General features: G+C 60.2%; 21 protein-coding genes and 1 pseudogene. 10 read left to right on the top strand and 12 right to left on the bottom strand.

Annotated features, from left to right (window positions below; translation table 11 throughout):
* Positions 1–509 precede the first annotated feature (509 nt).
* Positions 510–1,136, top strand: a complete 627-nt coding sequence (locus NCS02_RS31575) for a tyrosine-type recombinase/integrase (RefSeq protein ID WP_250508154.1) — start codon at positions 510–512, stop codon at positions 1,134–1,136.
* 157 nt (positions 1,137–1,293) lie between these two features.
* Here the strand turns inward: NCS02_RS31575 and NCS02_RS31580 are convergent, their stop codons facing one another.
* The 5 genes from NCS02_RS31580 to NCS02_RS31600 form a co-directional block, all read right to left on the bottom strand.
* Complete coding sequence (locus NCS02_RS31580; RefSeq protein ID WP_250508162.1) at positions 1,294–2,322, bottom strand: alpha/beta fold hydrolase; 1,029 nt, start codon at positions 2,320–2,322, stop codon at positions 1,294–1,296.
* Positions 2,323–2,344: 22 nt separating this feature from the next.
* Entirely contained in the window at positions 2,345–3,364 is a 1,020-nt protein-coding gene (locus tag NCS02_RS31585; protein ID WP_250508155.1) for a Gfo/Idh/MocA family protein, read from the bottom strand.
* A 25-nt stretch (positions 3,365–3,389) separates the two neighbouring features.
* Positions 3,390–4,220 (bottom strand): shikimate dehydrogenase family protein, encoded by an 831-nt coding sequence (locus NCS02_RS31590; protein WP_250508156.1) that lies wholly within the window; start codon positions 4,218–4,220, stop codon positions 3,390–3,392.
* Positions 4,221–4,444: 224 nt separating this feature from the next.
* Complete coding sequence (locus NCS02_RS31595) at positions 4,445–4,897, bottom strand: cupin domain-containing protein (protein ID WP_250508157.1); 453 nt, start codon at positions 4,895–4,897, stop codon at positions 4,445–4,447.
* Positions 4,898–4,990: 93 nt separating this feature from the next.
* Positions 4,991–6,424, bottom strand: a complete 1,434-nt coding sequence (locus NCS02_RS31600) for an MFS transporter (protein WP_250508158.1) — start codon at positions 6,422–6,424, stop codon at positions 4,991–4,993.
* 84 nt (positions 6,425–6,508) lie between these two features.
* Between NCS02_RS31600 and NCS02_RS31605 the strand changes: the two genes are divergently transcribed.
* On the top strand, positions 6,509–7,315 hold the full coding sequence (locus NCS02_RS31605) for an IclR family transcriptional regulator (RefSeq protein ID WP_284504513.1): 807 nt from the start codon (positions 6,509–6,511) through the stop codon (positions 7,313–7,315).
* 191 nt (positions 7,316–7,506) lie between these two features.
* Here the strand turns inward: NCS02_RS31605 and NCS02_RS31610 are convergent, their stop codons facing one another.
* From NCS02_RS31610 to NCS02_RS31620, 3 genes are all read right to left on the bottom strand, one after another.
* Complete coding sequence (locus NCS02_RS31610; protein WP_250508160.1) at positions 7,507–8,742, bottom strand: porin; 1,236 nt, start codon at positions 8,740–8,742, stop codon at positions 7,507–7,509.
* Between the two features lie 406 nt (positions 8,743–9,148).
* Positions 9,149–10,582 (bottom strand): MFS transporter, encoded by a 1,434-nt coding sequence (locus NCS02_RS31615; RefSeq protein WP_250519711.1) that lies wholly within the window; start codon positions 10,580–10,582, stop codon positions 9,149–9,151.
* Positions 10,583–10,623: 41 nt separating this feature from the next.
* Complete coding sequence (locus NCS02_RS31620; protein ID WP_250508359.1) at positions 10,624–10,896, bottom strand: hypothetical protein; 273 nt, start codon at positions 10,894–10,896, stop codon at positions 10,624–10,626.
* A gap of 164 nt (positions 10,897–11,060) precedes the next feature.
* On the opposite strand from NCS02_RS31620, the gene NCS02_RS31625 reads away from it, so the two are divergent.
* The 5 genes and pseudogenes from NCS02_RS31625 (at position 11,061) to NCS02_RS31645 (ending at position 15,738) form a co-directional block, all read left to right on the top strand.
* A complete protein-coding gene (locus tag NCS02_RS31625) occupies positions 11,061–11,864 on the top strand; it encodes a 2-keto-4-pentenoate hydratase (RefSeq protein ID WP_250508361.1) in 804 nt (267 codons plus the stop codon).
* 12 nt (positions 11,865–11,876) lie between these two features.
* Positions 11,877–12,770: a fumarylacetoacetate hydrolase family protein gene (locus tag NCS02_RS31630; protein ID WP_250519710.1), complete on the top strand. Its 894-nt coding sequence runs from the start codon at positions 11,877–11,879 to the stop codon at positions 12,768–12,770.
* A 29-nt stretch (positions 12,771–12,799) separates the two neighbouring features.
* Positions 12,800–13,495 (top strand): hypothetical protein, encoded by a 696-nt coding sequence (locus NCS02_RS31635; protein WP_250519709.1) that lies wholly within the window; start codon positions 12,800–12,802, stop codon positions 13,493–13,495.
* Positions 13,496–13,652: 157 nt separating this feature from the next.
* A pseudogene (locus NCS02_RS31640) lies at positions 13,653–14,673 on the top strand (bile acid:sodium symporter family protein).
* Positions 14,674–14,745: 72 nt separating this feature from the next.
* A complete protein-coding gene (locus NCS02_RS31645) occupies positions 14,746–15,738 on the top strand; it encodes a 2-hydroxyacid dehydrogenase (RefSeq protein ID WP_250508163.1) in 993 nt (330 codons plus the stop codon).
* 559 nt (positions 15,739–16,297) lie between these two features.
* Here the strand turns inward: NCS02_RS31645 and NCS02_RS31650 are convergent.
* From NCS02_RS31650 to NCS02_RS31665, 4 genes are all read right to left on the bottom strand, one after another.
* Positions 16,298–16,546: a hypothetical protein gene (locus NCS02_RS31650; protein ID WP_077161692.1), complete on the bottom strand. Its 249-nt coding sequence runs from the start codon at positions 16,544–16,546 to the stop codon at positions 16,298–16,300.
* The gene (locus NCS02_RS31655; protein ID WP_250508164.1) at positions 16,547–18,853 is read right to left on the bottom strand and encodes an SNF2-related protein; all 2,307 of its coding nucleotides are present in this window, start codon (positions 18,851–18,853) and stop codon (positions 16,547–16,549) included.
* Entirely contained in the window at positions 18,831–19,664 is an 834-nt protein-coding gene (locus NCS02_RS31660; RefSeq protein ID WP_250508165.1) for a methyltransferase domain-containing protein, read from the bottom strand. The genes NCS02_RS31655 and NCS02_RS31660 overlap by 23 nt, the downstream gene beginning before the upstream one ends.
* 63 nt (positions 19,665–19,727) lie before the next feature.
* The gene (locus tag NCS02_RS31665; RefSeq protein ID WP_250508166.1) at positions 19,728–20,522 is read right to left on the bottom strand and encodes a hypothetical protein; all 795 of its coding nucleotides are present in this window, start codon (positions 20,520–20,522) and stop codon (positions 19,728–19,730) included.
* A 427-nt stretch (positions 20,523–20,949) separates the two neighbouring features.
* On the opposite strand from NCS02_RS31665, the gene NCS02_RS31670 reads away from it, so the two are divergent.
* Genes NCS02_RS31670 through NCS02_RS31680 form a run of 3 tightly spaced genes read left to right on the top strand, consistent with a single transcriptional unit; the run spans position 20,950 to position 22,956 of the window.
* Positions 20,950–21,396, top strand: a complete 447-nt coding sequence (locus tag NCS02_RS31670; protein WP_250508167.1) for a hypothetical protein — start codon at positions 20,950–20,952, stop codon at positions 21,394–21,396.
* Positions 21,397–21,431: 35 nt separating this feature from the next.
* The gene (locus tag NCS02_RS31675) at positions 21,432–21,761 is read left to right on the top strand and encodes a hypothetical protein (protein WP_250508168.1); all 330 of its coding nucleotides are present in this window, start codon (positions 21,432–21,434) and stop codon (positions 21,759–21,761) included.
* A complete protein-coding gene (locus NCS02_RS31680; protein WP_250508169.1) occupies positions 21,751–22,956 on the top strand; it encodes a DUF1173 family protein in 1,206 nt (401 codons plus the stop codon). The genes NCS02_RS31675 and NCS02_RS31680 overlap by 11 nt, the downstream gene beginning before the upstream one ends.
* The last annotated feature ends 31 nt before the right edge of the window (positions 22,957–22,987 follow it).

A 22,987-nucleotide genomic window follows, 5' to 3' on the forward strand; every position in this document is an offset into this window, starting at 1 on the left:
GGATGGTAGTCGCGCATCACGGCAGACGGACACGACCGTCGCGGACACGTAGTCGGCCATGTGTCGCCAGTGGAGGCGTCTATCCACTTCGTATGCCCGAGGTCTCGTCCGTCCGCGCGTAAATGGCCGGTTTGGGACATTCGACGCGACGCCATGGATCGGCGACAACGCTGCATAAGCAAGCGCACACCGCGAAGAAGTTGAACATGAGCCGCCGTGCCGACGGCCGAGTGAACCTAGCCCGATTGGACCCCCTTCGCAGCCGCTTCAAGCAAGCACGATGTCACGAGCTTCTTCGCCTTCTGCTCAATGCGTGGTCGTTCGGACGAAGCGCCGTGCAACCCTCGCGAATGGGCGATAGGGGAGACGCTTAGGGGTATTAAGCGATAGCGAAGCACAGCCAGCATTGAGCGTCCGCTTCTGGGAAAAGCGTGTGGCTGAAGTGGGTCGAAGATTGACCACTCCACCAAGCGCAGAATCGATCTCCCTTCGTTGAAGAGGAGATTGTCATGGAACCGCTTAATACTTCCGGCGCCCGTCGGGTGCCGTGGAACAAGGGGAGGCTGACCGGCCAGAAGCCTCCGCTGAAGCTTCGAGAGATCTGGGCAATTCGAACGAGGCTGCAGATGTCGTCCAATGCTCGCGAGTTGGCGATGTTCAATCTCGCGATCGACAGTAAGCTTCGAGCGTGCGATCTGACGCGCTTGCAGGTGCAGGACGTCTACATGGGAGGTCATGTCGTAGGTCGCGCGACTTTCATGCAGCAGAAAACGCATCGACCAGTGCAGTTCGAAATCACAGAGCAGACTCGTCAAAGTGTCTGCGCTTGGATTTCGGCGCGGGGCTTGAAGCCTGCCGACTATTTGTTTCCAAGTCGATTGCATGCCTCAGCGCACGTGTCGACGCGCCAGTATGCGCGTATCGTTCATCGCTGGGTCGCGTCGATCGGACTTGATGACACCGCGTACGGTACGCACACCATGCGTCGAACGAAAGCGTCGTTGATCTATCGACGTACCAAGAACTTGCGCGCGGTCCAATTGCTGTTGGGTCATACAAAAATTGAAAGCACCGTGCGATACCTTGGGATCGAGGTAGACGATGCACTCGAAATGGCCGAGCAGACCGAAGTGTGATCGCCGGTGGCCGACGAGCGTGCGCTTGTCGGCCAACTTGCGACGGTCAACGCTGCAAGGAGAGGTCTACAACAGCGACCATTGTGCTTTCCGCAGCGGACGTTAAAGCGCGAAGGGCGATGGCTCGCAGGACGTTGTCGGTTGGCTCGCAGAGTCGTTATGCTTCGGCTCTGCGCGGGGCCGTCCATAGCAATTCTTGCAGCTCGCGCTTGTAAAACCGAGCGAGCCCATTGGTGCCGTGGCCGCACGTATCCTCGCTCGCAGCGATAACAAACAGCCGGCCGTTGCGCACACGCTGCATCGCGCGCTCCATCAAGCCAGTCTCCGGCGGATAGCGTTCGTCGTCGGCGGCGTTAATGGCGAGGACGGCAGCTTCAATGTCTTCCAGGGCTGGTGCCGGGTTATAGCCGCGTGCGGCACTCCACTGATATAAGTAATCGTTGGCATCCAATGTGAACGGTTGGCCCAATCTCGCGTCGACGTACTCGTCGGCTAGTTCCATCGTCGACGCCGCCTTTTGACAGGCGAGCGTCCCACCGTTAGTGGCCAGTGAAAAAAACGCGTTGAGAAGGCGCAACGAACTTGGCTGGCTCTCATAGTTACCGCCCTGGTACTCCGGGTCGTTTCGGACCATCTCGATAAGCATGCGGCGCAGCATCCAGTTTCGGCCGGACATTTCCGTCGGTTGTGACGCCATCGGCACGAGCGCATCCATGAAATCGGGATACCGCACGCCCCAGATCCATGCGTGCATGCCTCCCATCGAATTACCGATCAACAGGCGCAAGTGCCGGACGTTCAGGTGCTCGGTCAGTAGTCGGTGCTGCGCGAGCACCATGTCGTCGTAGTTGTAAGCCGGGAATCGTGTGCGCAGTCCGTCGGACGGCTTGGACGTTCCACCGGCTCCTAGAGCGTCCGGAAGGATGATGAAATGCCTTTCGGCATCGATTGGCTGTCCGCGACCAAACAGCTCTCCCGCAAATTCAGGTGTCAGCATGCTGGCACCGGTGCCATTCGTGCCGTGCAGGACGAGGACCGGCTCACCCGTCGGATCGCCAATGGTTCGGTAGTGTAGCCGTACCTCCGACATCACTTCGCCGGTGCTGAATCGGAAATCTCGAGCGATCCAGTCACCTTCTGTCGGCGCAGGATAGGCGGCCGTACCGCCATGACTTGATTGCAGCATGATTTGCGATCCGACAGACTCGTTATTGAGAAATCGCCTGAAGGGTTTGAAGCGCACCCCCTTGTCGAGCGGACGCATAGGCGGCGTCCATGACCTGCATCATCAGCTCGGCGTCGCGCAATGACGCAATGGGCTTTGCGCCGGTGCGGCATTCCGTGAGCACCCGCTTGACGAACAACGGATAGTAAATGTCAGTCTCGAGCTGGAGGCGGCGGCTTCGCGTGCCGGCGGAGAGATTGTTCCTGTCGCGAATCTCGATGCGGTCCGGGCCCGATTTCGCGTAGATGCGATCGGATGCAAGCGTGAACGAAAACTCGCGCTGCTCGTCGGGCGTGCTGGGGAAGCTATATCCCGTTTCCACCAAGCCGATCACACCGTCTTCGGTTTGCATGGTTAGCAGCGAATAGTCCTCAACGGCCCCTCGATGCGTCCTTGCGTTCATCGTGGCAGAGACTCGCGCCACCTCCTTCCCGGTCAACAACCTGAACAAGTCGATGAAATGAGTCGCGACATTGATCGTCGATCCGCCGCCCGAATGCACGGGATCGAGCGCCCAGCCGGCGCCGGCCGCCTCGTATCGGTTTGGCGGCCCCACAATGAAACGAAACGACATGTAGTTGAAGTCGGACGGTATGCGGCCCTCCGCATCTTCGAGCGAACGGAGCAACTCGCTCATTCGAAAGATCAATGGCACGGCGCAATAGAGATTGGCCTGCTCGGTCAGTTCGCGAAGTCGGGTAACCTGCGACATGTTGACGCCGCACGGTTTTTCCAGTGCAAAGGGAATGTTGCGCGCGATCACGGCCTCGGCGAGCGCCGGCATCTCGGAATGCCGCCCGAACACGAATGCAAAATCGACTTCCTCGCGCTCGAGCAATTCATAGGCCGACGCGTACAGCTTGCTTCCGAATCGTGCGGCAATCGCCTCGCCCTTGACATGCTCCGCATCCGACACGGCGACCACTTGAATTCCTGGCGCTTCCAGCGCATTCAGATAGAGCGGGACATGCCAATGGCTGACTTCCAGCAAAGCAACTCTCATGCGTATTCTCCTTAGAAATACCTATTTATCGCGGGTCCGGTATTGTTCGTCCCTCGGGGCAGTAGTCGAATCCTAGAAACTTAAGTGCATAGACAGCCTGCCCTCGATGCATCGGGCCCCCGTCTTGTGTGCGGCAGCCGCGTGCCTGCGCGGCGCGTCGCAGCGGAGTTGGCTCCGGCGCATTGATGATGTCGACAACGATCGCGCCAGGCGCGAGTCGCTCCGGATCGACCGGCATGGCATCACCGGCTTTCATGCCAAGCGGCGTGGCATTGATGACGACCTCGAATCCTTGGGGATCGGGTGGCCCTGAACGTACGTCGCAGCCAGTCTCGGCAGAAACAGCTGCCGCGAGGTCGGCCGCCCGATGTGCATCGATATCCGAAATGGTGAGCCTGCTAGCACCTGCTGACGCGACTGCAAATGCAATGGCGCTTCCCGCGCCTCCGGAGCCCACGAGAAGCACAGACTTGTTCGCAGGATGGTTGCCTTCCCACTGCATTCCAAGAACGCATCCAACGCCATCGAATATCGCGCCGACCCAACGTCCATCCGCCTCGCACCGGATGACGTTGAGTGCGCCGACCTGACGAGCAGTTGAATCTAGCTCGTCGACAAATTCCAACATCCGTTGCTTATGAGGCATGGTGACCAGCATGCCCGAGAGATTACCCGTCGCTTTCGCACCACTGACGAAGGCGGGAAGGTTTTGGGCCTTCACCCAGAACGGAACGCAAACTGCGTCCACCCGCTGTTCAGTAAAGAGCTGGTTCAACAATTGTGGCGACTTAGCTGCCGTCAGTGGGTCGCCCACTAACCCATAGAGTCGCGTTGTTCCTGTGATATGTGGATCCATTGCTGCGTGGCCGTCTATGTTGGCTGATGGCGCAGTCTTGCCTGACTGCTCCGAAATGTGGCGCACTAAGGGCGCGTCGGATACATCCGTTAGTGGGTAGCCGCTTTGATGTCGAATACCGCGTCTCTTTTACGCAATCCGTTGATTGCTGTTTTGGACCATTCAAGACGGTCGAATGCGCCGGGCGCTCGTTATGGCATAAAAGCGGCAAACGGCGGTGACAGTCATTTCCAGGGCGCTGGGGGTACCTCAAGATCCCAAGTCCCATAGACAGCAGGCTCGTTGATCTCGATAACCTCGAGGTCGTCGGAGCGCCACATCACGTTATGCGGTACACCAGCAGGCTGCGACAAGCCGTCGCCTGCGCTAAGCGTCACGTCGCCCTCAACCCCCGCGAAACGGAACGTCACGGATCCGCGCAGCACATAAAGGTAGTGCCCAGTCATGTCGTGCCAGTGCCAGCCGGTAGGATCGGTGAACGGCTTCAACGCGCGGATGTGCTTCGCCCCAACTCGACCGTTGGTTACCGCGGCGAGTCCGAGGTCGCGATACTCGGAATCGGCGCGCAGGCCCTCCTGGTTCCAGGGATTCTCGGCCGCGCTGAAGCGTGTAAACGCACTGAGAGATTGCGCGAGCTCGCGCGGACCGTCGTAACGGGGGGTGTCTTGGTTATGCATATGCATTTCCTGTCTGCTTGTCAGTGAAGTCGCAAGCGCCGCGGGCGCATTTTTTCTATTCGGTGGTGCCACGTTGCACCAAGCCGGGAACGGCTAGGAACGAACCTGATTTCCGAGATGTTGCGCATCGGCAGTTTTGGTTGATTCAGCCATCGCTTCGGCCCGCAAGCGCTCGTACTCGGCTTTGGGTACCGGGACCGCATTGCGGTCGCCCAGGTCGTTGAGGCGCATGCGGTACGTTTCGCGCGTCGTGAAAGCGGCGAATGCAGCCACAAGACAGATGCCGAACGTGAGCGCGCCGATTTTCAGGGGAATATTGGCGGTGCCGGGGGGCGCGACGGCTACAAAAAGTGTGGGCGTCAGTGCTGCAAGCGTCGTCCCAACGTTTTGTCCGATGGCCATCCCCGTCACGCGCACTCGCGTGCGGAATTGTTCTGGGAAAAGGCTCGGGAATACACCATTGAAGCCTTGATAGGCGATGCCCCACATCAACACCGAACAAACCACCGTGAGCCAGAGGTTATGGATGCTGATGGCGTACAAGTAGGCGAAAGAAAGCAGCCCGGCGCTGAGCACGCCGGCAATAACTGGCGGCCGGCGACCGATTTTGTCAGAGAGATTGCCGACGAAGGGAATCAGTATGACCGAGCAGATATTGCCAAGAACCGGAATCCAAAGAAAGACGCTAACAGGGAAACCGATACCGTAGGCCGGCTGCACTGCATACGCCGCGCCGAACACCGTAGCGAGAAGCGCGATGACCGCGACGAGCGCCATGCAAATGATGCGCAAGACGTCATCCCAACTCTGTCGTAGGACCTCCACAACCGGTGAAGAAGGTACCTCGCCGTGTGCCTGCTCCTCGGAGAAGGCAGGCGTTTCGTCGACCTGACGACGAATGATGAAACCCATGACGATAACGACAAAGCTAAGGAGAAACGGGATGCGCCATCCCCAGGAGGCGAAGTGTTCTTTCGACATGAAGTGCGCGAGCGGCAAGAAGACCGCCGCCGCCAGCAGCTGTCCGGCTTGCACCCCTTGGAGGGTGAAGCTTGCAAAGAAGCCACGCCGACCGAACGGTGCGTGTTCAAGAATCATGGAGCTCGCGCCAGAAACCTCTCCAGCGACGGCGAAGCCTTGAATGAGCCGAAGGACGACCAGCATCGCGGGCGCCCAGAGGCCTACCTGCTGATACGTGGGCAAAAGTCCCACGCCCATCGTCGAAATACCCATTAAGAACATGCAGAAGATCAGCACCGTCTTCCGACCGTGTCGGTCGCCGACGTGGCCGAGCACCATCGCGCCTATGGGTCGGGCGACGTATCCAACGCCGAAGGTCGCCAGTGATGCGATGATGGCAACGGTCGGGTTGCCCGAGGGGAAGAATAGCTGCGGGAAGAGCAACGACGCTGCGGTCGCATAAATGAAGAAATCGTAGTATTCAAGCGCTGAGCCAATCCAACCGCTAGCTGCGGCTATCCTGGACTGGCGCTGGCGATCAGCCTCAACCGGGGTGCTAACGTTCATACTTGTCTCCATCGTAGATTGACTTTTCGACGTCATTCTTTATAGTTGTAACATCGTTCCAGTAAGAACCATATTACGCAAATTATGAGAGTTGTCAAGGGAGCAGTTGACCGATCGCTTCAAGCGATCGAGTTGCTCGCACGTGAGGCGCGCTGGATGCGAATGTCCGATATCGCCGCTGAACTCGAGCTCGAGAAAGGGCCCGCCCATCGAGTGCTTGCGCAGCTGTGCGAGCAAGGTTGGGCTGAGCAAGATGAGCAGACTTCGCAGTACCGCTTGACATTGAAGCTGTCTTTGCTCGGTCAGCGATACCTGCACGGACTGGGATTGCCGGGCCTGGTGCAGCCAATCCTCGATGAAGTCGCAGCGCAGTGCCACGAACTCGTGCGGCTAACAGTGGTGAACGAAGGGACACTCGCCTGGTTCGCTGCGTCTCAAGGCGCGGCGCCTGGGCTGATGTATTCACCGTCCATGCATAGTCCCATCGCCTTGCACGCGACATCGGTCGGAAAAGTGTGGTTGGCGTCAATGTCAAACGACGAAGCAATCGGCCTCGCTTTGCGTGGCGGGCTGGGCCGGCCCAACGGCGTAGGCACATCGAAGGCGATTAATAGCGTTGACCGCTTGATACCGGAGCTCGAACTGACGAGGCAACGTGGATACGGTCTGGTCGTGGAGGAGGCGGAGCCAGGTGTGGTCGCGATGGCCGTGACCGTGCGTTCGTTGATTGACGGGGCGGTAGTCGGGACGATCAGTATCGCCGGACCGGTCCTCCGCATACCACCGGAGCGTTACGACGCCTTTCATGCGTTACTGCGCGAAGCGTCCGTGAAACTGGGGGCCGTATGGCCGCGACAGCGCGTCGATAGGGACGTCAATCAGGCGGCTTGAAAAGGGTGAGTTCAGCGGATAGCTCTGTCAGGACGAGGCGACACACGGGCACCGTAAGATAAGCCCGCGCCGGGCTTCTCTACGGTGCGGACTTGCAAATGTCCGGGATTGTTAGCTAGCGGTTGCACGGTGGACCAACAGTTGGTGGCCTCACTGTAGAAGTCGCGTTTAGGAAAAGTTTCCGCCGGTGCTTAGAAGCGGTGAACAATGCCTACGCCTGCTGCGAACATACTGCGCGATGACGAGGGAGTTGACTGGAAGCCGTCGCCTACCGTCGCAGTCGCGTCGATCTGACGGTTGACCGCGCCGGCTGCCGTGAATGTCGGCGTACCGAGCGTTCGGCCGTTCGCGCGTTGGAAGGCTTCCAATGCGTAGAAGCCGGTACGTTTCGACAGTGCGTAATACTGGGACAGGTTGAACTGGTGGTAGGACGCTGCGTTGTCGATGCCGTTCGCCTTGCTTGCCCACGTGTAACTGTAGCCGGCAGCAAAGTCCCATGCCGTCGTGGCCTTCCAGTGCAGCACGGTGCCAGCGGTATTGAAGACCTGCTCGTCGGTGAACTTGGACAACACTCCGGGGATGTACTGAACGTTTGTGTACGTCGCCGAGAGATCCCACGCGCTGTTGAATACGTAGCCGAGGCCGAGCGCGAAGCGATTTTGCGCCTGCGCGCCCTGATAGCCGTTCGTTACCGCCGACACGCCCGACTGGCCAGCCGTGTTCATCGTCGAATCCGCGCCGTAGACGCCGCCGCCGACGGTTGAGTTGTTAATGCGCATGAAGGCAACCGTACCGCCGACAGGGCCTTGCTGATACTGGATCGCGGCCGACCACGTCGAGCCGCGGTATACGCTGTCGGGCACGCCTGCGAGCGAGTACGAACCGCTGACCGTCACACCGTAGAGCCGTGGCGACGTATAGACGATCGAGTTATTCGCGCGGTAAATAGTGTCCAGCGCGTCCACATCGCCCGGATGCGCGCCGAAGTAGCCGGTCAGCCAGTTCGTCGGGCTGTACGGCGCCACCAGCGTGTAGTACGAGGTGTACTGGCGACCTAACGTGAACGTACCGAAATTCTGGTTTGTCAGACCGACCCAAGCTTGACGGCCGAACATCGCGTTCGTGTATTGCTGCGCGCCGTTGTTGATGTTGAAGCCGGATTCCAACTGGAAAATGGCCCTGGTGCCGCCGCCCAGATCCTCGCCGCCCTTCAGGCCGAAACGGCTGCCCGCCCAGATGCCCGACGCCGTCTTAACGTTCGAACGGCCACCACTCGTAGAACCGAGCGAGGTCTGGCTGCTTTGATAGACGATCGAATCATCGACGATGCCGTACAGCGTGACGCTGCTTTGTGCGAACGCCGGCGCCGCGGCTGCGTATGCCGTTGCCGCCACGACGACGGCCTTGGTCACGTGAAAACTCTTCATTGCGTCTCCTGTTGTGAATGAAGCGAGTTACGACTGTTTAACGAGGTCAGCACCGATGCCCGTAGTGCGTTCAAATGGCCGCCGTTTACGAATCCATTGCGTCAAGACCGTTTTGCCAGCCTGAACATCGCTGGGTATATGGACTTGCTAATGACCTCGGACACGCGATAAGCCAATGCACTGATTGATCAAAACGTTAGCTATCCTATGTTCATGAGTTGGATTGGCATGTAATGCGCGCGCGACCCAAGCTGCGCCGATCGATGAACGAGCCCCTGGCGTACGACGAGGAGATGAACTTGCGCACCTTTGAACCGGCGCCCGGCGCCGACGTACAGGTGTTCATCGACGTCGAGTTCTTGTCTGTGCAAGCAGCGGTTACGCGGAGCGGGCGGCCGGAGGCGGTTTAAGACCGGACCTTGTGGACAAGTCCTGGTTTAGCGCCACTCTTGCTCGTCGCGGCCATCGATTCTCTGCGCAGGCGTTCATATTCGGCCTTCGGTACAGGAATAGCGTTGGGATCGCCGAGATCTTCAAGGCGGATGCGGTAAGTTTCCCGAGTGGTGAATGCGGCAAACGCGGCAACGAGACAAACTCCGAACGTGAGAAAACCGATCTTCAAAGGGATGTTGGTGGATCCAGGGGGCGCGACAGCGACGAAAAGTGCGGGGATCAGCGCCGACAAAGTCGTCCCGATATTCTGTCCGATGGCCATTCCCGTTACGCGCACCCGCGGTCGGAAGAGTTCTGGGAACAGGCAGGGGAATACTCCGTTGAAGCCCTGGTAGGCAATGTCCCACATGAGCCCCGAGAAAATTAGCGAGAGCCAGAGGTTGTGAATGCTGATGGCGTAGAGGAAGCCGAAGGAAAACACGCCGGCGCTTAAGGCGCCGACAAGTACTGGCGGCCTGCGGCCAATCTTGTCTGAGAGGGTCGCGACGAAGGGAATGAGGATGACCGAGCAGACGTTACCGAGAACCGGTATCCAGAGATAGACTCCGGCAGGAAAGCCGATACCGTAGGCGGGCTGTACTGCGTACGTCGTTCCGAACACCGTTGCGAGAAATACGACGACGGCGGTGAGCGCCATGCAGACGACGCGCAAAACATCGCCCCAATTCTGTCGCAGGACTTCGGCGACCGGTGAACCGGGAACCTGACCGTGAGCCCGCTCTTGGGCGAAAGTCGGGGTTTCGCGAACCTGGCGGCGGATGATGTAACCAACAATGATAACGACAACGCTGAACAGGAACGGAATGCGCCATCCCCAGGAAGCGAATTGGTCTTTCCGCATGAAATGCGCGAGGGGCAGGAAGACCCCAAATGCCAGAAGCTGCCCAGCTTGAGATCCTTGGATGGTAAAGCTTGTGAAGTAGCCGCGTCGACCAAACGGCGCGTGTTCGAGAATCATGGAGCTGGCACCGGACAGCTCCCCTGCAACGGCGAATCCTTGCACGAGCCGGAGAATGACGAGCAGCACCGGCGCCCAGATGCCGACCTGCTGATACGTGGGCAAGAGTCCCACGCCCATCGTCGAAATACCCATCAGGAACATGCAGAAAATCAACACCGTCTTCCGGCCGTGGCGATCGCCGACACGGCCAAGCACCATAGCGCCGAGTGGTCGGGCGACATAGCCAACACCGAACGTCGCCAGGGACGCGATGATCGCGACCGTCGGATTGCCAGAGGGGAAGAAAAGCTGGGGAAAGACCAATGATGCTGCGGTCGCGTAGATGAGGAAATCGTAGTACTCAAGTGCAGAACCAATCCAGCCGCTGGCCGCTGCTATTTTCGACTGTTGCGCGCGATTCGGCGCAGTCACGATGGTTCGATCCATAACTCGTCTCCGTCTTAGATTGACTTTTCTACATCAACTCTCTATTGTTGTAACGATGTTCCAACAAGAACCATGTTACCAACGCTATGAAAGATGTCAAAGCAGCAGTTGACCGGCCGCTCCGAGTCATCGAATCGCAGGCAGGTGAAGCGCGCCGGTTGCGAACGTCCGGCATCGGCGCCGATCGGGAGGACGGGTTTACCCATCGCGTGCTCGTCCAACTGTGCGAGCAGGGCGGGGCTGAACAGGGGAAACTCACGTCGCAATACCGCCTGACTTTGAAGCTTTCCGTGCTTCGTCAGCAGTACGCGCATGCGCTCGGTTTGCCGAGGCCGGTGCGGTCGGTCCTCGATGCGGTGGCGGCGCAGTGCCGGCAACTAGTTCGTCTAACCGTTGCATGCGGCGCGGCGGCTTCAAATCTAGGCGCGGTATGCCGGTGTCAGAGGTTTGGGGCTAAGGTCATCGAGGGGGCTTGCAGATGACAGCCGCAACACAGGCCACCGAGACTATCGCCCGTCGGCGCGAGCAGGCAGCGGGTATGCTTGTGACAGCGCGCCAAAAAGGCACGCTCGTCGAGCGACTGCCAGTCGAATTACTGCCTGCGAATTTGGACGACGGTTTCGCAATCCAGCGAGAGGTTAGCCATCAACTAGGGCGGCGCATTGGCGCATGGAAGTGTGCGCTTCCGCAGCCGGGCAAACTCATCGCCGCGCCGATCTACGACGCTGATATCCATCGAGGCGATGTATGTCGCATGAACGGGCCTTTGCGTTTCGCTGTGAGGGCGGAGCCGGAACTGGCCTGCCTACTAAACCGCGACCTGCTGCCAAGGCGCGAACCATTTAGCGAAGCCGAAGTGCTCGACGCGCTTGGGCACACGCATCTCGCGCTCGAACTGCTGGGCAGTCGGTATTCTCATCCCGAATCGCTTACGTTCCCTGAACTACTGGCAGACGGCCTATTCAATGCCGGTCTTGTCATTGGACCCCGCGTTAGGTTACCCGATGGGGCCGCGCCGGCTGATCTCCCTTTGGAGATCGAACTTAGTCTGACTCGCGTCGGGGGAGAACCCGTCACGTTTAAGGGATGCCACCCTGACCGGGGCGCGCTCGCGCCGATTGTGTGGCTCGCCAATTTTCTTCGCGTCCGCGGTCTCGGGCTGCGTGCCGGCCAGGCCGTGATCACCGGGTCTTACGCGGGCGTTCTGGAGTTGCCAGTCGGTCGCGAGTTGCAAATCGGCTTCGGCAACCTCGGCACATTGCCGATCACTTTTTTGTCTTGATAGGAGTACTAGATGCGTCTCGTTCGTTTCGGCCAGATTGGTCAAGAGCACCCCGGTATCATCGATTCCAGCGGCGCGATCCGCGATCTGACCGGCATAGTGAACGGCATTGATGGAACGACGGTAACACCAAGCGCCCTCGCAAAGCTCAGCGAACTCGATTTAGACCGTCTTCCCGTCGTTGAAACCGGGGCGCGTCTCGGCGCCTGCGTTGGCAATGTCCGTAATCTCGTGTGTATTGGTCTGAACTACTCCGACCACGCTGCGGAGACCGATACGCCGATCCCGCAGGAGCCAGTCGTGTTCAACAAGCATACCGGTTCCATAAGCGGCCCCAATGATCCGGTCGTCTTGCCCGCAGATTCGCAAAAGCTGGATTGGGAGGTGGAACTCGGCGTGGTGATCGGCAAACCGGCGTGGCAAATCGACGAAGCCGACGCGCTGGACCATGTGGCGGGTTATTGCCTCGCGAATGATGTTTCCGAACGCGCCTATCAGCTTGAACGCGAAGGCCAGTGGACCAAGGGTAAAAGTGGATTTTCGTTCGCTCCTCTTGGACCGTGGCTGGTTACGCGCGATGAAGTTCCCGACCCGCAGTCGCTCGACCTGTGGCTTGACGTCAATGGCACGCGTCGTCAGACCGGCAATACACGGACCATGATCTTCAACGTCGCGCATATCGTGGCGTATCTCAGCCGATTCATGCCTTTGATGGCTGGCGACGTGATCATTACGGGCACGCCTCCTGGCGTAGGGCTCGGTCAGAAACCGCCAGTCTTTCTAAAAGCGGGCGACACGATGACGCTCGGTGGCAGCGGACTCGGCGCCCAAACACAAAAGGTTGTTCCGTACGTGGACACTCTCGGCGCGGCATGGGGCCGCGGCGAGTATCCATCGGCATTCTAAGAGAAATCGTTCTGTTAAACGGAGGAGATATGAGCCTTGCTGGAACGGGCGTTGTCGCGATTTGGCATGACCTGCTGCCGGAAGCGAAGGATGAATTTTACGAGTGGCACAACCGGGAACACATGCCCGAACGCGCCGGGATCCCCGGGTTCAGGCGCGGCCGGCGCTTCATCGCATTGGATGCAGGTCCCGAGTACTTCAATCTTTACGAGGCCGACACGGTGGAGGTGCTTGGCGCGCAAGACTACCTTTCCCGGCTCAATACGCCGACACTGTGGACCAAGCAGGTGGTGCCCTCCTTTAGGAGCGTCGCACGTTCCATCTGTCATGTCGCATATACAGACGGTGTCGGACAGGGCGCCTATCTTTCGACAGTGCGCTTTGACGTGCCCTCGACGGTGCGTACTGATGTTGTGAGAGGTCTGCGTCAACGCCTCCTCCCGCCGCTGGTTGACATGGCCGGCATCACAGGAGTCCACCTTTGCCTAGCCGATGAAGCCGTCAGTAAGGTGGAGACAGCGGAGAAGCGCGCACGCTCTGAAGGCACCCAAGTGCCGACATGGATCGTGTTGATTGAAGGATGCCGCGCTGACCGCGTCCGTTCAGCAGTGGATATTTTTAGTGCCGGACTGGTGGAACTTCCCGCCATGGGGACGGCTACGCCGAGTTCTACGCTCTATCAACTCGAGTACACGCGCTGCAAGACACCGTGGAGCGCCGGGTGAAAAGTCGCTTGCCCTTCCTAGGTAGATGGAACGGCATGGGTCATTAATCGATCCAGTAAATGAATTTACCAATTTGGTGCGAAAGTCATGATCTGCCCGACTTGACGCACAAAACGCCGCGCGCTGCGCCCGGCGTGTCCATGTATGAGACTCTTTGATGGCACGACCCAAACTTCTTCCCGACAGCTTCACGCTGGCGCTCGTCGGCACTGTCGTCCTCGCGAGCTTTCTGCCCCTGCCGCGGCGGCGCGGCAGTCGCATTCAACTGGATCACGAACATCGCCATCGGGCTGCTGTTTTTTCTGCACGGCGCGAAGCTTTCCCGTGAGGCGATCATCGCTGGTGCGACGCACTGGCGACTGCATCTTGTCGTGCTGCTCAGCACGTTCGCGCTCTTTCCGCTGCTCGGGCTCGCGCTCAAGCCCGTGCTGACGCCGCTCGTCACGCCGGCGTTCTACACCGGCATCATGTTCCTATGCACCCTGCCGTCGACGGTGCAATCGTCGATTGCGTTCACCTCCATGGCAAAAGGCAACGTGCCGGCCGCCGTGTGCAGCGCGTCCGCGTCGAGCCTACTCGGTATTTTTATCACGCCGGCGCTCGTCGGAATCGTTGTGAGCAACCACGGCGCAACGGCCGGCTCGCCGTGGCACACCGTTGGCAACATCACGCTGCAACTGCTCGTGCCGTTCATCGCCGGGCAATTGTTGCGACCGGCCATCGGCAAGTGGATCGACAAGCATCGCGCGATGCTCAAGTTTGTCGATCAGGGTTCAATCCTGCTCGTCGTCTATGTCGCGTTCAGCGAGGCGGTGAATGAAGGCATCTGGCACTCGATGTCCCTTGCAACGCTGGCGGGGCTGCTCGCCGTCAATGTTGTGTTGCTCGCGGCGGCGCTGTTCATTACGGCGTTCGCGGCCAAGCGCCTCGGCTTTTCGCGTGCCGACCAAATCACCATCATCTTCTGCGGCTCGAAGAAAAGTCTTGCGTCCGGTATTCCGATGGCAAAAGTGATTTTCGCGTCGCACGCGGTTGGCGCGGTCGTGCTTCCCCTCATGCTTTTCCACCAGATTCAGTTGATGGGCTGCGCGGTGCTCGCGCAGCGCTGGGCCGCGCGCAAGACCGCGCCCGAAGCGGCGCGCGAGAGCAAGAGCCTAGGAGATCCTGTTCGCCGCTGATTCTTCGCGCCTGTCCCAAGCGGCGCACGCTGCTTCGTCATCTTCCATCCAACGAATTACAGGAGAAAAACCATGCGTACGCTCAGCGCCGCACGCCGGAACGTCGTCGTCTTCAGAAAGCTGCCGGACGATCTGCTCGATCGCATCGCCATGAAGCACGACGTGACCGTCGCCGACCCGCGACGGGCCGATGAACTACCGCGTTTTCGCGAAGCGCTCGGCAGCGCCGATGGTCTGATCGGTTCGAGTTTCAGGATCGGCGCGGACGAGCTGGCGCGCGCCCCGCGACTGAAGGTGATTTCGAGCATCTCGGTCGGCGTCGACAATTACGATCTCGCGCAGCTCCGTCAGCGCGACATCAAGCTCTGTCACACGCCCGGCGTGCTGACCGAGACGACCGCCGACACCGTGTTTGCGCTGATCATCGCGACGTCGCGCCGGCTCGTCGAGTTGTCGAACCATGTCCGCGAAGGCCGCTGGACGCGCAACATCGGCGAGGACCTGTTCGGCTGGGACGTGCACGGCAAGACGCTCGGCGTGCTCGGCTTTGGGCGCATCGGGCAGGCGGTGGCCCGGCGCGCGGCGCTCGGCTTCGGCATGCCGGTGCTGTTCCACGATCCATTCGATGTGCCGGTTCCCGCAATGCTCGACGGACACGCGATGCGCGCATCGTTCAGCGACGTGCTCGCACGCGCGGACATCGTCGCGCTGACGCTGCCGCTCTCGGAGGAGACGCGCGGACTGATGGACGCGCAAGCGTTCGCCGCAATGAAGCCCGGCGCGATCTTCGTGAATGGCTCGCGCGGTGCGATCGTGCGCGAGGAGGCGCTGCTCGCCGCGCTCGACAGCGGCCAACTTCGCGCTGCCGGACTCGACGTGTTCGCCGTCGAGCCGCTGTCGCAGGAGTCGCCTCTGCGAACCCATCCGTTAGTCACGCCGCTTCCGCATATCGGCTCGGCGACGCACGAAACGCGGCGTGCGATGGCCGAACTCGCGACCGACAACCTTCTACGCGTTCTTGATGGCCAAGCGCCCATTGCCGCGTTCGATCTCTCGAAAGTCTGACCGATGAATGCCGACCTTCCTTCAATTCGATTCCATCCCTGTGCGGCTCGCTCGCCGGCCAGCCGTTTACTTGTAAGATGGACGAGATCACACAGCGGAAAGCAGCGCTAGTGGAGCAGGCGGCGGCCGCTGCCGGTTCGCTTCAAGACCGCGATTCAAGCCGCTGCCACAGGACTGGTCGCGGCTGACCTGACTACGCGGGGATTGTGAAGTCGTAGACTTTTCCCAACGGTCCTGTAGTCGAACCCAGCTGTCAACGCGAGCACACGCGCTGCTAGACATCGTGGAGCGCGCGGTGAAAGTGGATTGCGTTCCTAACGTAGACGGAACAAAAGTGTGGGATTGCAGCCGTCTTATGCCCCCGAGACCCCCCGTTGACGTCGGTGCGGCGGGCGGCTTTTCTTCTGATAGCGGACGTCGAGACGACGAAACTGCGACCGTCAGCTATGGGTCGCATACAGCCCTTTCCCGAAGTCCCACGAAGAACAAAAAAACCCGGCTCGAGAGCCGGGTTTGATTAAAGGATGTGACGAGTGGCATCCGAGGATGCCACCGTGTCTTATGCCGCCGCGCCAGTCGGGGGCGGCATCGATCGAGACAGCAGAGTCGTGACCGCGCCCGCCAACGTCCACTCGCCGAATTGCTGCTCATGGCTTTCATGGACGAGGCGATCAAGGCAGAGCACCTCGACCCCATCGACTTGTACCTTGCCGAGGACTTTCGCCAGCACCGCGCGATTGGAGCCTTCACGTTTAACCGTGACGACGCCCTCCCCGACCACCACATACACGTTTGAGTCTTTCGGCATTTACGCTGCCTCCTTTAAAAGTTTGCGCATGTCACCGGACGTTTCGGCCGACAGCAACGCGAGGTCATCGACAAAACGATCTAGCAGGGAGTCCATATGCAAGAACGTCTCGTCGTCCAGTTCTGGCGTCGCCCAGTCCAGCCCCGCCTGCGTCGCATCACGTTTGTGCGCGACCATTTGGTCCTGGTACTCGTCGATGCTTCCGGGCAGGTGGAAATAGACCACCTTCAACACGCCCTTCCGGTTCCATCGCAGCGCACGCCGCATCGCCTGATACTCGATGCGCCACGTCCACGAGCGGTCGTAGAAGAGGATGTAGTCGGCATTCGGCAAGTTATAGCCCGCGCGGCCCGATGCCTTGGTTGCCATCAGACCAGTTGCCAGTCCGCCCAAGAAGCGCTTGTCTTTATCGGCCACGCGACGCTTGATCGGGATCTCGCCATGAAACGGGACAGTCTGCACACAATGCGCATCCAGCTCGCGCGCCAGAAGATCAAGCACGCCCGGGTTTTCGGCGAACACGATTGCTTGCTTGCCTTCGGCCGCAATCGCTCTCATCCGGGCCACGATCGCGCGCTGCTTGCTCGTCAGCCCACCGATGTACTCCACGCCCTCCATCCCGAACTGCGGATAGTTGGCGGCGAAGTGAACCGCGCGGATACGAGCGAGGATCGTCACCAAGTTGCACGCTTTTTTGTCATCGCGCGATGAGCGATACCAATCGGCGAACTCGTCAGCAGCGCGCAGGTACGCGGCCAGATGCCCGCGATCCCAGTCGACCGTTTCCACCTCAAACTGCGGCGGCTCGATCTGGATGTAGCGCGACACCTCAGGCTCGGCGACCAGCCGACGCCTGATATGTGGCGCGAGCACCGCCCGGTACAGGTGCAGGTTGCCGATCTTGGGCACCTCGCGCTTCGCCCCGTCCTGCAGGCTCTCCGCGAACTGCCACGTCACCCACTCCAGCACCACGAAGTCATCCCTGAATCGATCGACGCCGCGCATCGCGTATTCCACCGAGTTGATCCAGTTCTGCTCGAGATAGCCCACGCGATAGCCATAAGGTTGAGCCGCCGTTCCGTCACCACCGGAAAACGCGATTAGACCAAACGCATCTCTCGGGTAGTTCGGGATGGGACTTCCCGTCAAAACGAACCGTCGCCGCGCCGAAAGCTGCCAAAGCGCGCGGCTCTGATCGCTCGTAGGGTTGGCGAGGCGCTCGCCTTCGTCGGCCACCAGCAGGCCGATGCGACGCCGCAGTCGATGCGCATATGTCACGCGCGCAGATGCGGCTTTGTCCACCGGCATACGCAGGCGCTCATACGAGATGAGGTTGATTCGCCGGAGGTCACCAAGGTCCGCCGCCGATTCGATTACCTTCACCTGATCGGCCGCGATCGGCAACTGGCCGATCTCCTTCAACATCTCCTCGATGAGGCGGGACTCAACAACGATGAGGCCGTGCTTCACACCGGAGACGAGGATCAGCGCCAACGCGAGCCGGGACTTGCCGCATCCCTGCTCCCACGCGACGACACACCCGGTCGGCTTCAGCAGGGTTTCGATCAGATCATCAACTTGAAACTCCCAGTCGAGCCACTGATCGACGCCGAGCACCTTTACGCGCGACCGGAGCGCTGCGGCTTGCTCGGGAAAGCGCGCGCACAGACCTTCGTGCACCACTTCCCACCCCTCGCTGACGTTCTCGACCGCGAACCGCGCATTGAGCTCGTCAACAGACAGGTGGTACCAGACGCCATGCAGCGCGTATCGGTAGCGCCCGTCGGCTTCGCGATCAAACTGGACCTCGTCGCCCGCTTTGATGAGCGGACTGGCCCAGCGCGTCGCGTCGACCTTGTGGGTCTCCTTCGCGATGCCCGACACCTGATCTCGCGATCCGGCGCCGGTCGTCCACGCGACGTGCCTCAGCGGTATTGCTTGGCGCACGCTACGTTGCATGCGTCTGCGGAAGTGCTCCATGAAGCCGGGCGCGAGTTGCGGGTTGCCACCGACGCTGCGGATTCGATCGAGCAACTGACCGAAGGCCTCGACGGGATCGTCTTGCACCAGATACGTCTCCATATCTAGCAAGCCTTGCCCGGAGTAACGGAAGCCACGCGGCAGCCGGTGGCCGTCGCGCGAGTAGATGCGCTTCACGAGAACCGTGTTGAGCACCATCGCTTCGTTGAAGCCACACGCAAAGGACAAGCGAATGCGCCGGCCATCGTGCGACACCATGACCGACTTGTCGCCCGTGACGGCACGCGTGATGAACGGCACGCTGTCATCGAGCTTCTGCAGTCGCAACCGGGCTTCCCCAGGAACGATCCTCGAAGTGCAGCCCGATATCCGGGCCAGGCTTCGCCAGATCGTCGACGACCGCCCGCACGAAGTCAGAGGGACGATCGCGATAACGGTCAAACACCACCACGGCCGTGCGCACGTTCGCGCCTTCGAGCTTAAACGCGTCGCCTGGAAGTTCGAACAGGCCAGCCGCGCGGCGCTTCAAGCGATCGCCCTGCTCGCCCGCGATCATCGACTCGGCGGTCGTGATCGGCAGGAGCGCGACGACGATGTTCGCCGCCTCCAGCGCCTGATGCACGGCGTAGTCGTGGCTCAACGCGCTGGTGTGCGCGCCGTACCGGCCCCACGTCGTGCATTCCAGCGTCTGCAGATGCGGCGACTCGAGATGGATTGAGAACGGCGGATTGATCAGTGCGATATCGAAGCGCGCCGGATGGATGTCTTCCATACCGGCTTGCCGGAACTCGCAATGAAACCCCGCGTCCTCAAACACCTTCTGGCACTGCTGGATGACGTCAGCGTGGACGTCGACGCCGTACACGGCATGGCGTTCCGGGTCTGCGTACTGAAGCAGCCGGCCGGAGCCGACCGAGTTATCCAGGATGCGGATAAGCCGATTGACCTTCCAGCCGCTCACGAAGCTCCACATAAACGCCGCAATGGCGTCGGGCGTGAAAAACTGCCCGAGGTGCTGACGCCGTGCCGCGGCCAGCTCGCCCTGATGGGCGACGGACGGCGCCTGCGATCCCAAACTTCTGATCGCACGCAACGGCTCATACCAATCCCGCTCGAACGAAAAGAGATCTCTCTGCATGAAATGCCTCTAGAAATAAAAAGACCCGCCGAAGCGGGTCGAAAGGATGGAACGGTGAACGCTTTAGTAGCGGTCGCGCGAGGCGAGGTACTTGGCGCCAAACTCACTAATGAAGAGGGACAACGCGTCACCCACGTCGTGAGCGAACTTGAACTGCCACTTGTCGTTGAACAGCACGATCTCCAGCCCCGCGAACGACAGCTTCTCGCGAGTGGAAAAAGTCAGTCGGTGGACGCTGAAGTTGCGCAGTTGCATCGCCAGCGCGCCGAACTGATGCTTCTTCGCGAAGGTCGCCAAGCCGTCAAAGGTTGTGGCGACCGCCTGCTGAGAGGAGTAATAGACCTCGCGTTGCCCCTTCGAATGGAAGCACGACTGGGAGGTGACGCGCTTTTCAAGGATCACCGCGCTGCTCGTGCGCTTGATCTCGGTATCGGGCTTCAGCCAGAAGCCGTCGATGATGGCCTTGGCTGCCTGCTCGAACGCAACGCGCTCGCCAGCTTCACCGCCAAAGGTCCGCTCGAGGTGTTGCCAGAAGCCGTCCAAGTCAGGGATCTTGTTTTTCCTCAGATCCTCTTCGATATCGAGCCCGCATCGGTCGAGTTCGCGACTCTGGTCAATCTCGATTCTGCCGCCGGCGGGCGCGAACTTGCGGCTTGCCTCCATCACAAGCCGGGACAGCACCCTACGACAGAACGTGTTGAGCTCGCGTTCGACCTTGTATTCGCTGCGGACTTCCATCGCCGAATACTCGGTCAGCCAGCCTGCGAAGACATCGCGCTCCGCCTGAACGACGGTGCGATACGCCACTGCTGCTGCCGTTTGGGCCGTCTTGAACTGCTCGATCAGTTGTGTGTACATGCGATTGCTCCATGAAATGAGCAGGCGCACGCCCGCGAAGGGGACATGCCCCTGCGGGTTGAAAAAGGAAATTGATTGCGCGGTGAGCTTGCTAAGCGCCGCATCGTCGATGCGCTAGAAGCGCGGGTGATAGTGCAACAGTACATGCACGAGGTTCCGCCGCTGACACGAAAGGCGATCTTTTCATGGTGTCTTTCGTGCTAAGGCCTGAAAACGTTATCCACAGTTTCTGTGGCTAACCTTGGGGATAACCTCAGCCGCCGTCCGATGTTTGCGATACATCCGCGGTCGGCGGAAAACGCGTGAGCGCGCGCATCCTCCTCAAAAGGCGCAACGATTTCGGTCCCTTTCGCCGGTCCGCCGCTGGCCTGCTGAGATCAGAATTCCGAGGTGCACGCGCGTGCGTGCAATCCCTTCGAGCACGTCCATGAAAGTAAGTCACATTGCGACCATCGCGCTCCTCAGTGCCTCAGCCATCGGCATGACCGGAGCGGTCAGCGTTGTCGCGCGCCAATTCACGATCGAACGTTCAGCCGTTCAGGTCGTTGTTGATACCAGCATCGCCGCACGACTCCAGGGCTTGTCCGACGCGATGGAACACGTCCCGGCCGCTGGCCGTCCGTCGCTGCTGTCGAAATACGGCTTCAGGGACGAGACGGCGCTTGCTGCAGCACTAGCAGCTCAGCGACGTGGCCTGGACTCAGCAGAGAAACTGCGCGCTGCGGAACTCGCTGCCAACGAAAAGCGCTTGGCCGCTTTGCTGGCGGCATGTGGCCTCAGTGCGATTGTCGCCATCATGGGAGCCGTTGCGCTCTACGACGCGCACGTGGCTCGCGGCCGAGTGACGCGCGAAGCCGACACCGTTGCCGCCTAGCGCCGTGCCATCCAACCTCGCTTTACCGATACAAGATGAATCTGATCGTTGTTAGCTTCGAGGAATTCACGAAGGACCCCGCCGGCGCGCGTGCTGACTCGGTACCGTCTCCCGGCTTCCCAGACAGCTGGATCGACGCGTTGGTCGGAACGGGCTCCGTTTTCTCGCGTGATGAAGCAGCGCCCGGCGCTGTAAAGACCATCGGCCTTCGCTTTCCCAGCGGCGAGCACGCCGAGCAGTTTTGCCTGAGCGTACGCAAAGTGGCCAATCTCCTCGGGACCCGGGCACACATCCACAAGGTTCCTGCCCATCAGGTGGACCTCACACTGAGCGAGGCCTCAGGACATCGTGCAAGTGTCATTTGACGGACTCACCGTCGCACTCGAAGACGTTCAAGACAACCCGGCGAGGTACGCACGCCAGCTCGAACGCGCAAAGAAGTCACCGGGCTACGCTGTATGCCGCTGCCAGGAGCGCGTCGCGGGCAGACTCTTGCGCCTCGTTGTGCGACGCTACGGCGCGCTTTTTCATCTCGCAAGATGGCCTGACGACGGGCCCAACCACGACGAGATCTCATGTCCGTTCTATGCCGCGGCGCCCATCAAAGATGGAAGAACGCCCGACGCCCTCAGTGCGATCCAGCAATCGCCCGCAGGGCTGAACGTCAAGCTCGACGCCTCGCTATCTGTTCGAACGCTCGAACGGTCGATACGCGCTGAAGGCGGCTCCTCGCTCACCACCACAACTCGCCGCGCCGCACCGCTCCTCGGGTTTCTGCAACGCGTTTGGCTCGAGGCCAACTTGCACGTCTGGCAAGGAGGTTCTACGCGCGGTTGGAGTCAGTGCAACGCACAGCTTGTGGCCGCTCTTGGCGATGGCAAGCTTAACGGTAAGCCCATCCACGAGGTCTTGCATGTCATGCGTCGACACGACGAGAACCAAGCTCAATCCATTGTCGCCGAGTTCAATGCGTTTCTAGACGAGATCACGACCACACCTCAAGCTTCTCAACGCCGATTGGTGCTCGGCGAGCTCCGCGGCGTGGTGGCCTCGAAGTACGGCTTCGTCGTCGCGCTGCGTCAAACGAAGCGCACATTCTTCGCATCCACACCCGTTATCGAATCGGCCGCCGCGTCGTTCACGTCCGCCTGGGCGATGACGGGTAACGCTAGCGCGCGCGTCGTGATTCTCGCCTTGATCGAGCGGACAAGGGACGGAAATCTTCGGATCATCGACCTTGCGCTGCAACTGTGCAGCAGCAGTTTCGTTCCCTGCGATTCGAGCTATGAGGTAGAGATGGCCAACCGGCTCGTTGCCGAGCGCCGACGTTTCATCAAGCCTTTGAGGCTCGAGGCCGGCGACGTCATGCTGCCCGACTTTCAACTGACCGATACCCGACAGCCGACGGCGATCGAAATTTATGGGATGCAAGGCAATGAGCAATACCTTGCCCGCAAGAAAGAGAAACAGTTGCTGTACGCGCGCGCCGCAACGCCGTGCGTTGAGTGGATACCGCCGGCCGACCTCGCGTCAGTACGGCTTCCTAAACCGTTGACTTGACGGTCGCTCCTTATAGGGTACCTTGAGCGCA

The organism is Caballeronia sp. NCF2, assembly GCF_023631205.1.
Lineage (GTDB): Bacteria > Pseudomonadota > Gammaproteobacteria > Burkholderiales > Burkholderiaceae > Caballeronia > Caballeronia zhejiangensis.

Bases quoted from the DNA above. Each gene is read 5' to 3' on its own strand.
- NCS02_RS31665 (WP_250508166.1), bottom strand. From the start codon at position 20,522: ATGTACACACAACTGATCGAGCAGTTCAAGACGGCCCAAACGGCAGCA.
- NCS02_RS31575 (WP_250508154.1), top strand. From the start codon at position 510: ATGGAACCGCTTAATACTTCCGGCGCCCGTCGGGTGCCGTGGAACAAG.
- NCS02_RS31650 (WP_077161692.1), bottom strand. From the start codon at position 16,546: ATGCCGAAAGACTCAAACGTGTATGTGGTGGTCGGGGAGGGCGTCGTC.
- NCS02_RS31585 (WP_250508155.1), bottom strand. From the start codon at position 3,364: ATGAGAGTTGCTTTGCTGGAAGTCAGCCATTGGCATGTCCCGCTCTAT.
- NCS02_RS31610 (WP_250508160.1), bottom strand. From the start codon at position 8,742: ATGAAGAGTTTTCACGTGACCAAGGCCGTCGTCGTGGCGGCAACGGCA.
- NCS02_RS31605 (WP_284504513.1), top strand. From the start codon at position 6,509: ATGAGAGTTGTCAAGGGAGCAGTTGACCGATCGCTTCAAGCGATCGAG.
- NCS02_RS31635 (WP_250519709.1), top strand. From the start codon at position 12,800: ATGAGCCTTGCTGGAACGGGCGTTGTCGCGATTTGGCATGACCTGCTG.
- NCS02_RS31630 (WP_250519710.1), top strand. From the start codon at position 11,877: ATGCGTCTCGTTCGTTTCGGCCAGATTGGTCAAGAGCACCCCGGTATC.
- NCS02_RS31625 (WP_250508361.1), top strand. From the start codon at position 11,061: ATGACAGCCGCAACACAGGCCACCGAGACTATCGCCCGTCGGCGCGAG.
- NCS02_RS31600 (WP_250508158.1), bottom strand. From the start codon at position 6,424: ATGAACGTTAGCACCCCGGTTGAGGCTGATCGCCAGCGCCAGTCCAGG.
- NCS02_RS31595 (WP_250508157.1), bottom strand. From the start codon at position 4,897: ATGCATAACCAAGACACCCCCCGTTACGACGGTCCGCGCGAGCTCGCG.
- NCS02_RS31660 (WP_250508165.1), bottom strand. From the start codon at position 19,664: ATGCAGAGAGATCTCTTTTCGTTCGAGCGGGATTGGTATGAGCCGTTG.
- NCS02_RS31620 (WP_250508359.1), bottom strand. From the start codon at position 10,896: ATGCGCGTACTGCTGACGAAGCACGGAAAGCTTCAAAGTCAGGCGGTA.
- NCS02_RS31645 (WP_250508163.1), top strand. From the start codon at position 14,746: ATGCGTACGCTCAGCGCCGCACGCCGGAACGTCGTCGTCTTCAGAAAG.
- NCS02_RS31670 (WP_250508167.1), top strand. From the start codon at position 20,950: ATGAAAGTAAGTCACATTGCGACCATCGCGCTCCTCAGTGCCTCAGCC.
- NCS02_RS31615 (WP_250519711.1), bottom strand. From the start codon at position 10,582: ATGGATCGAACCATCGTGACTGCGCCGAATCGCGCGCAACAGTCGAAA.
- NCS02_RS31590 (WP_250508156.1), bottom strand. From the start codon at position 4,220: ATGGATCCACATATCACAGGAACAACGCGACTCTATGGGTTAGTGGGC.
- NCS02_RS31580 (WP_250508162.1), bottom strand. From the start codon at position 2,322: ATGCTGCAATCAAGTCATGGCGGTACGGCCGCCTATCCTGCGCCGACA.
- NCS02_RS31675 (WP_250508168.1), top strand. From the start codon at position 21,432: ATGAATCTGATCGTTGTTAGCTTCGAGGAATTCACGAAGGACCCCGCC.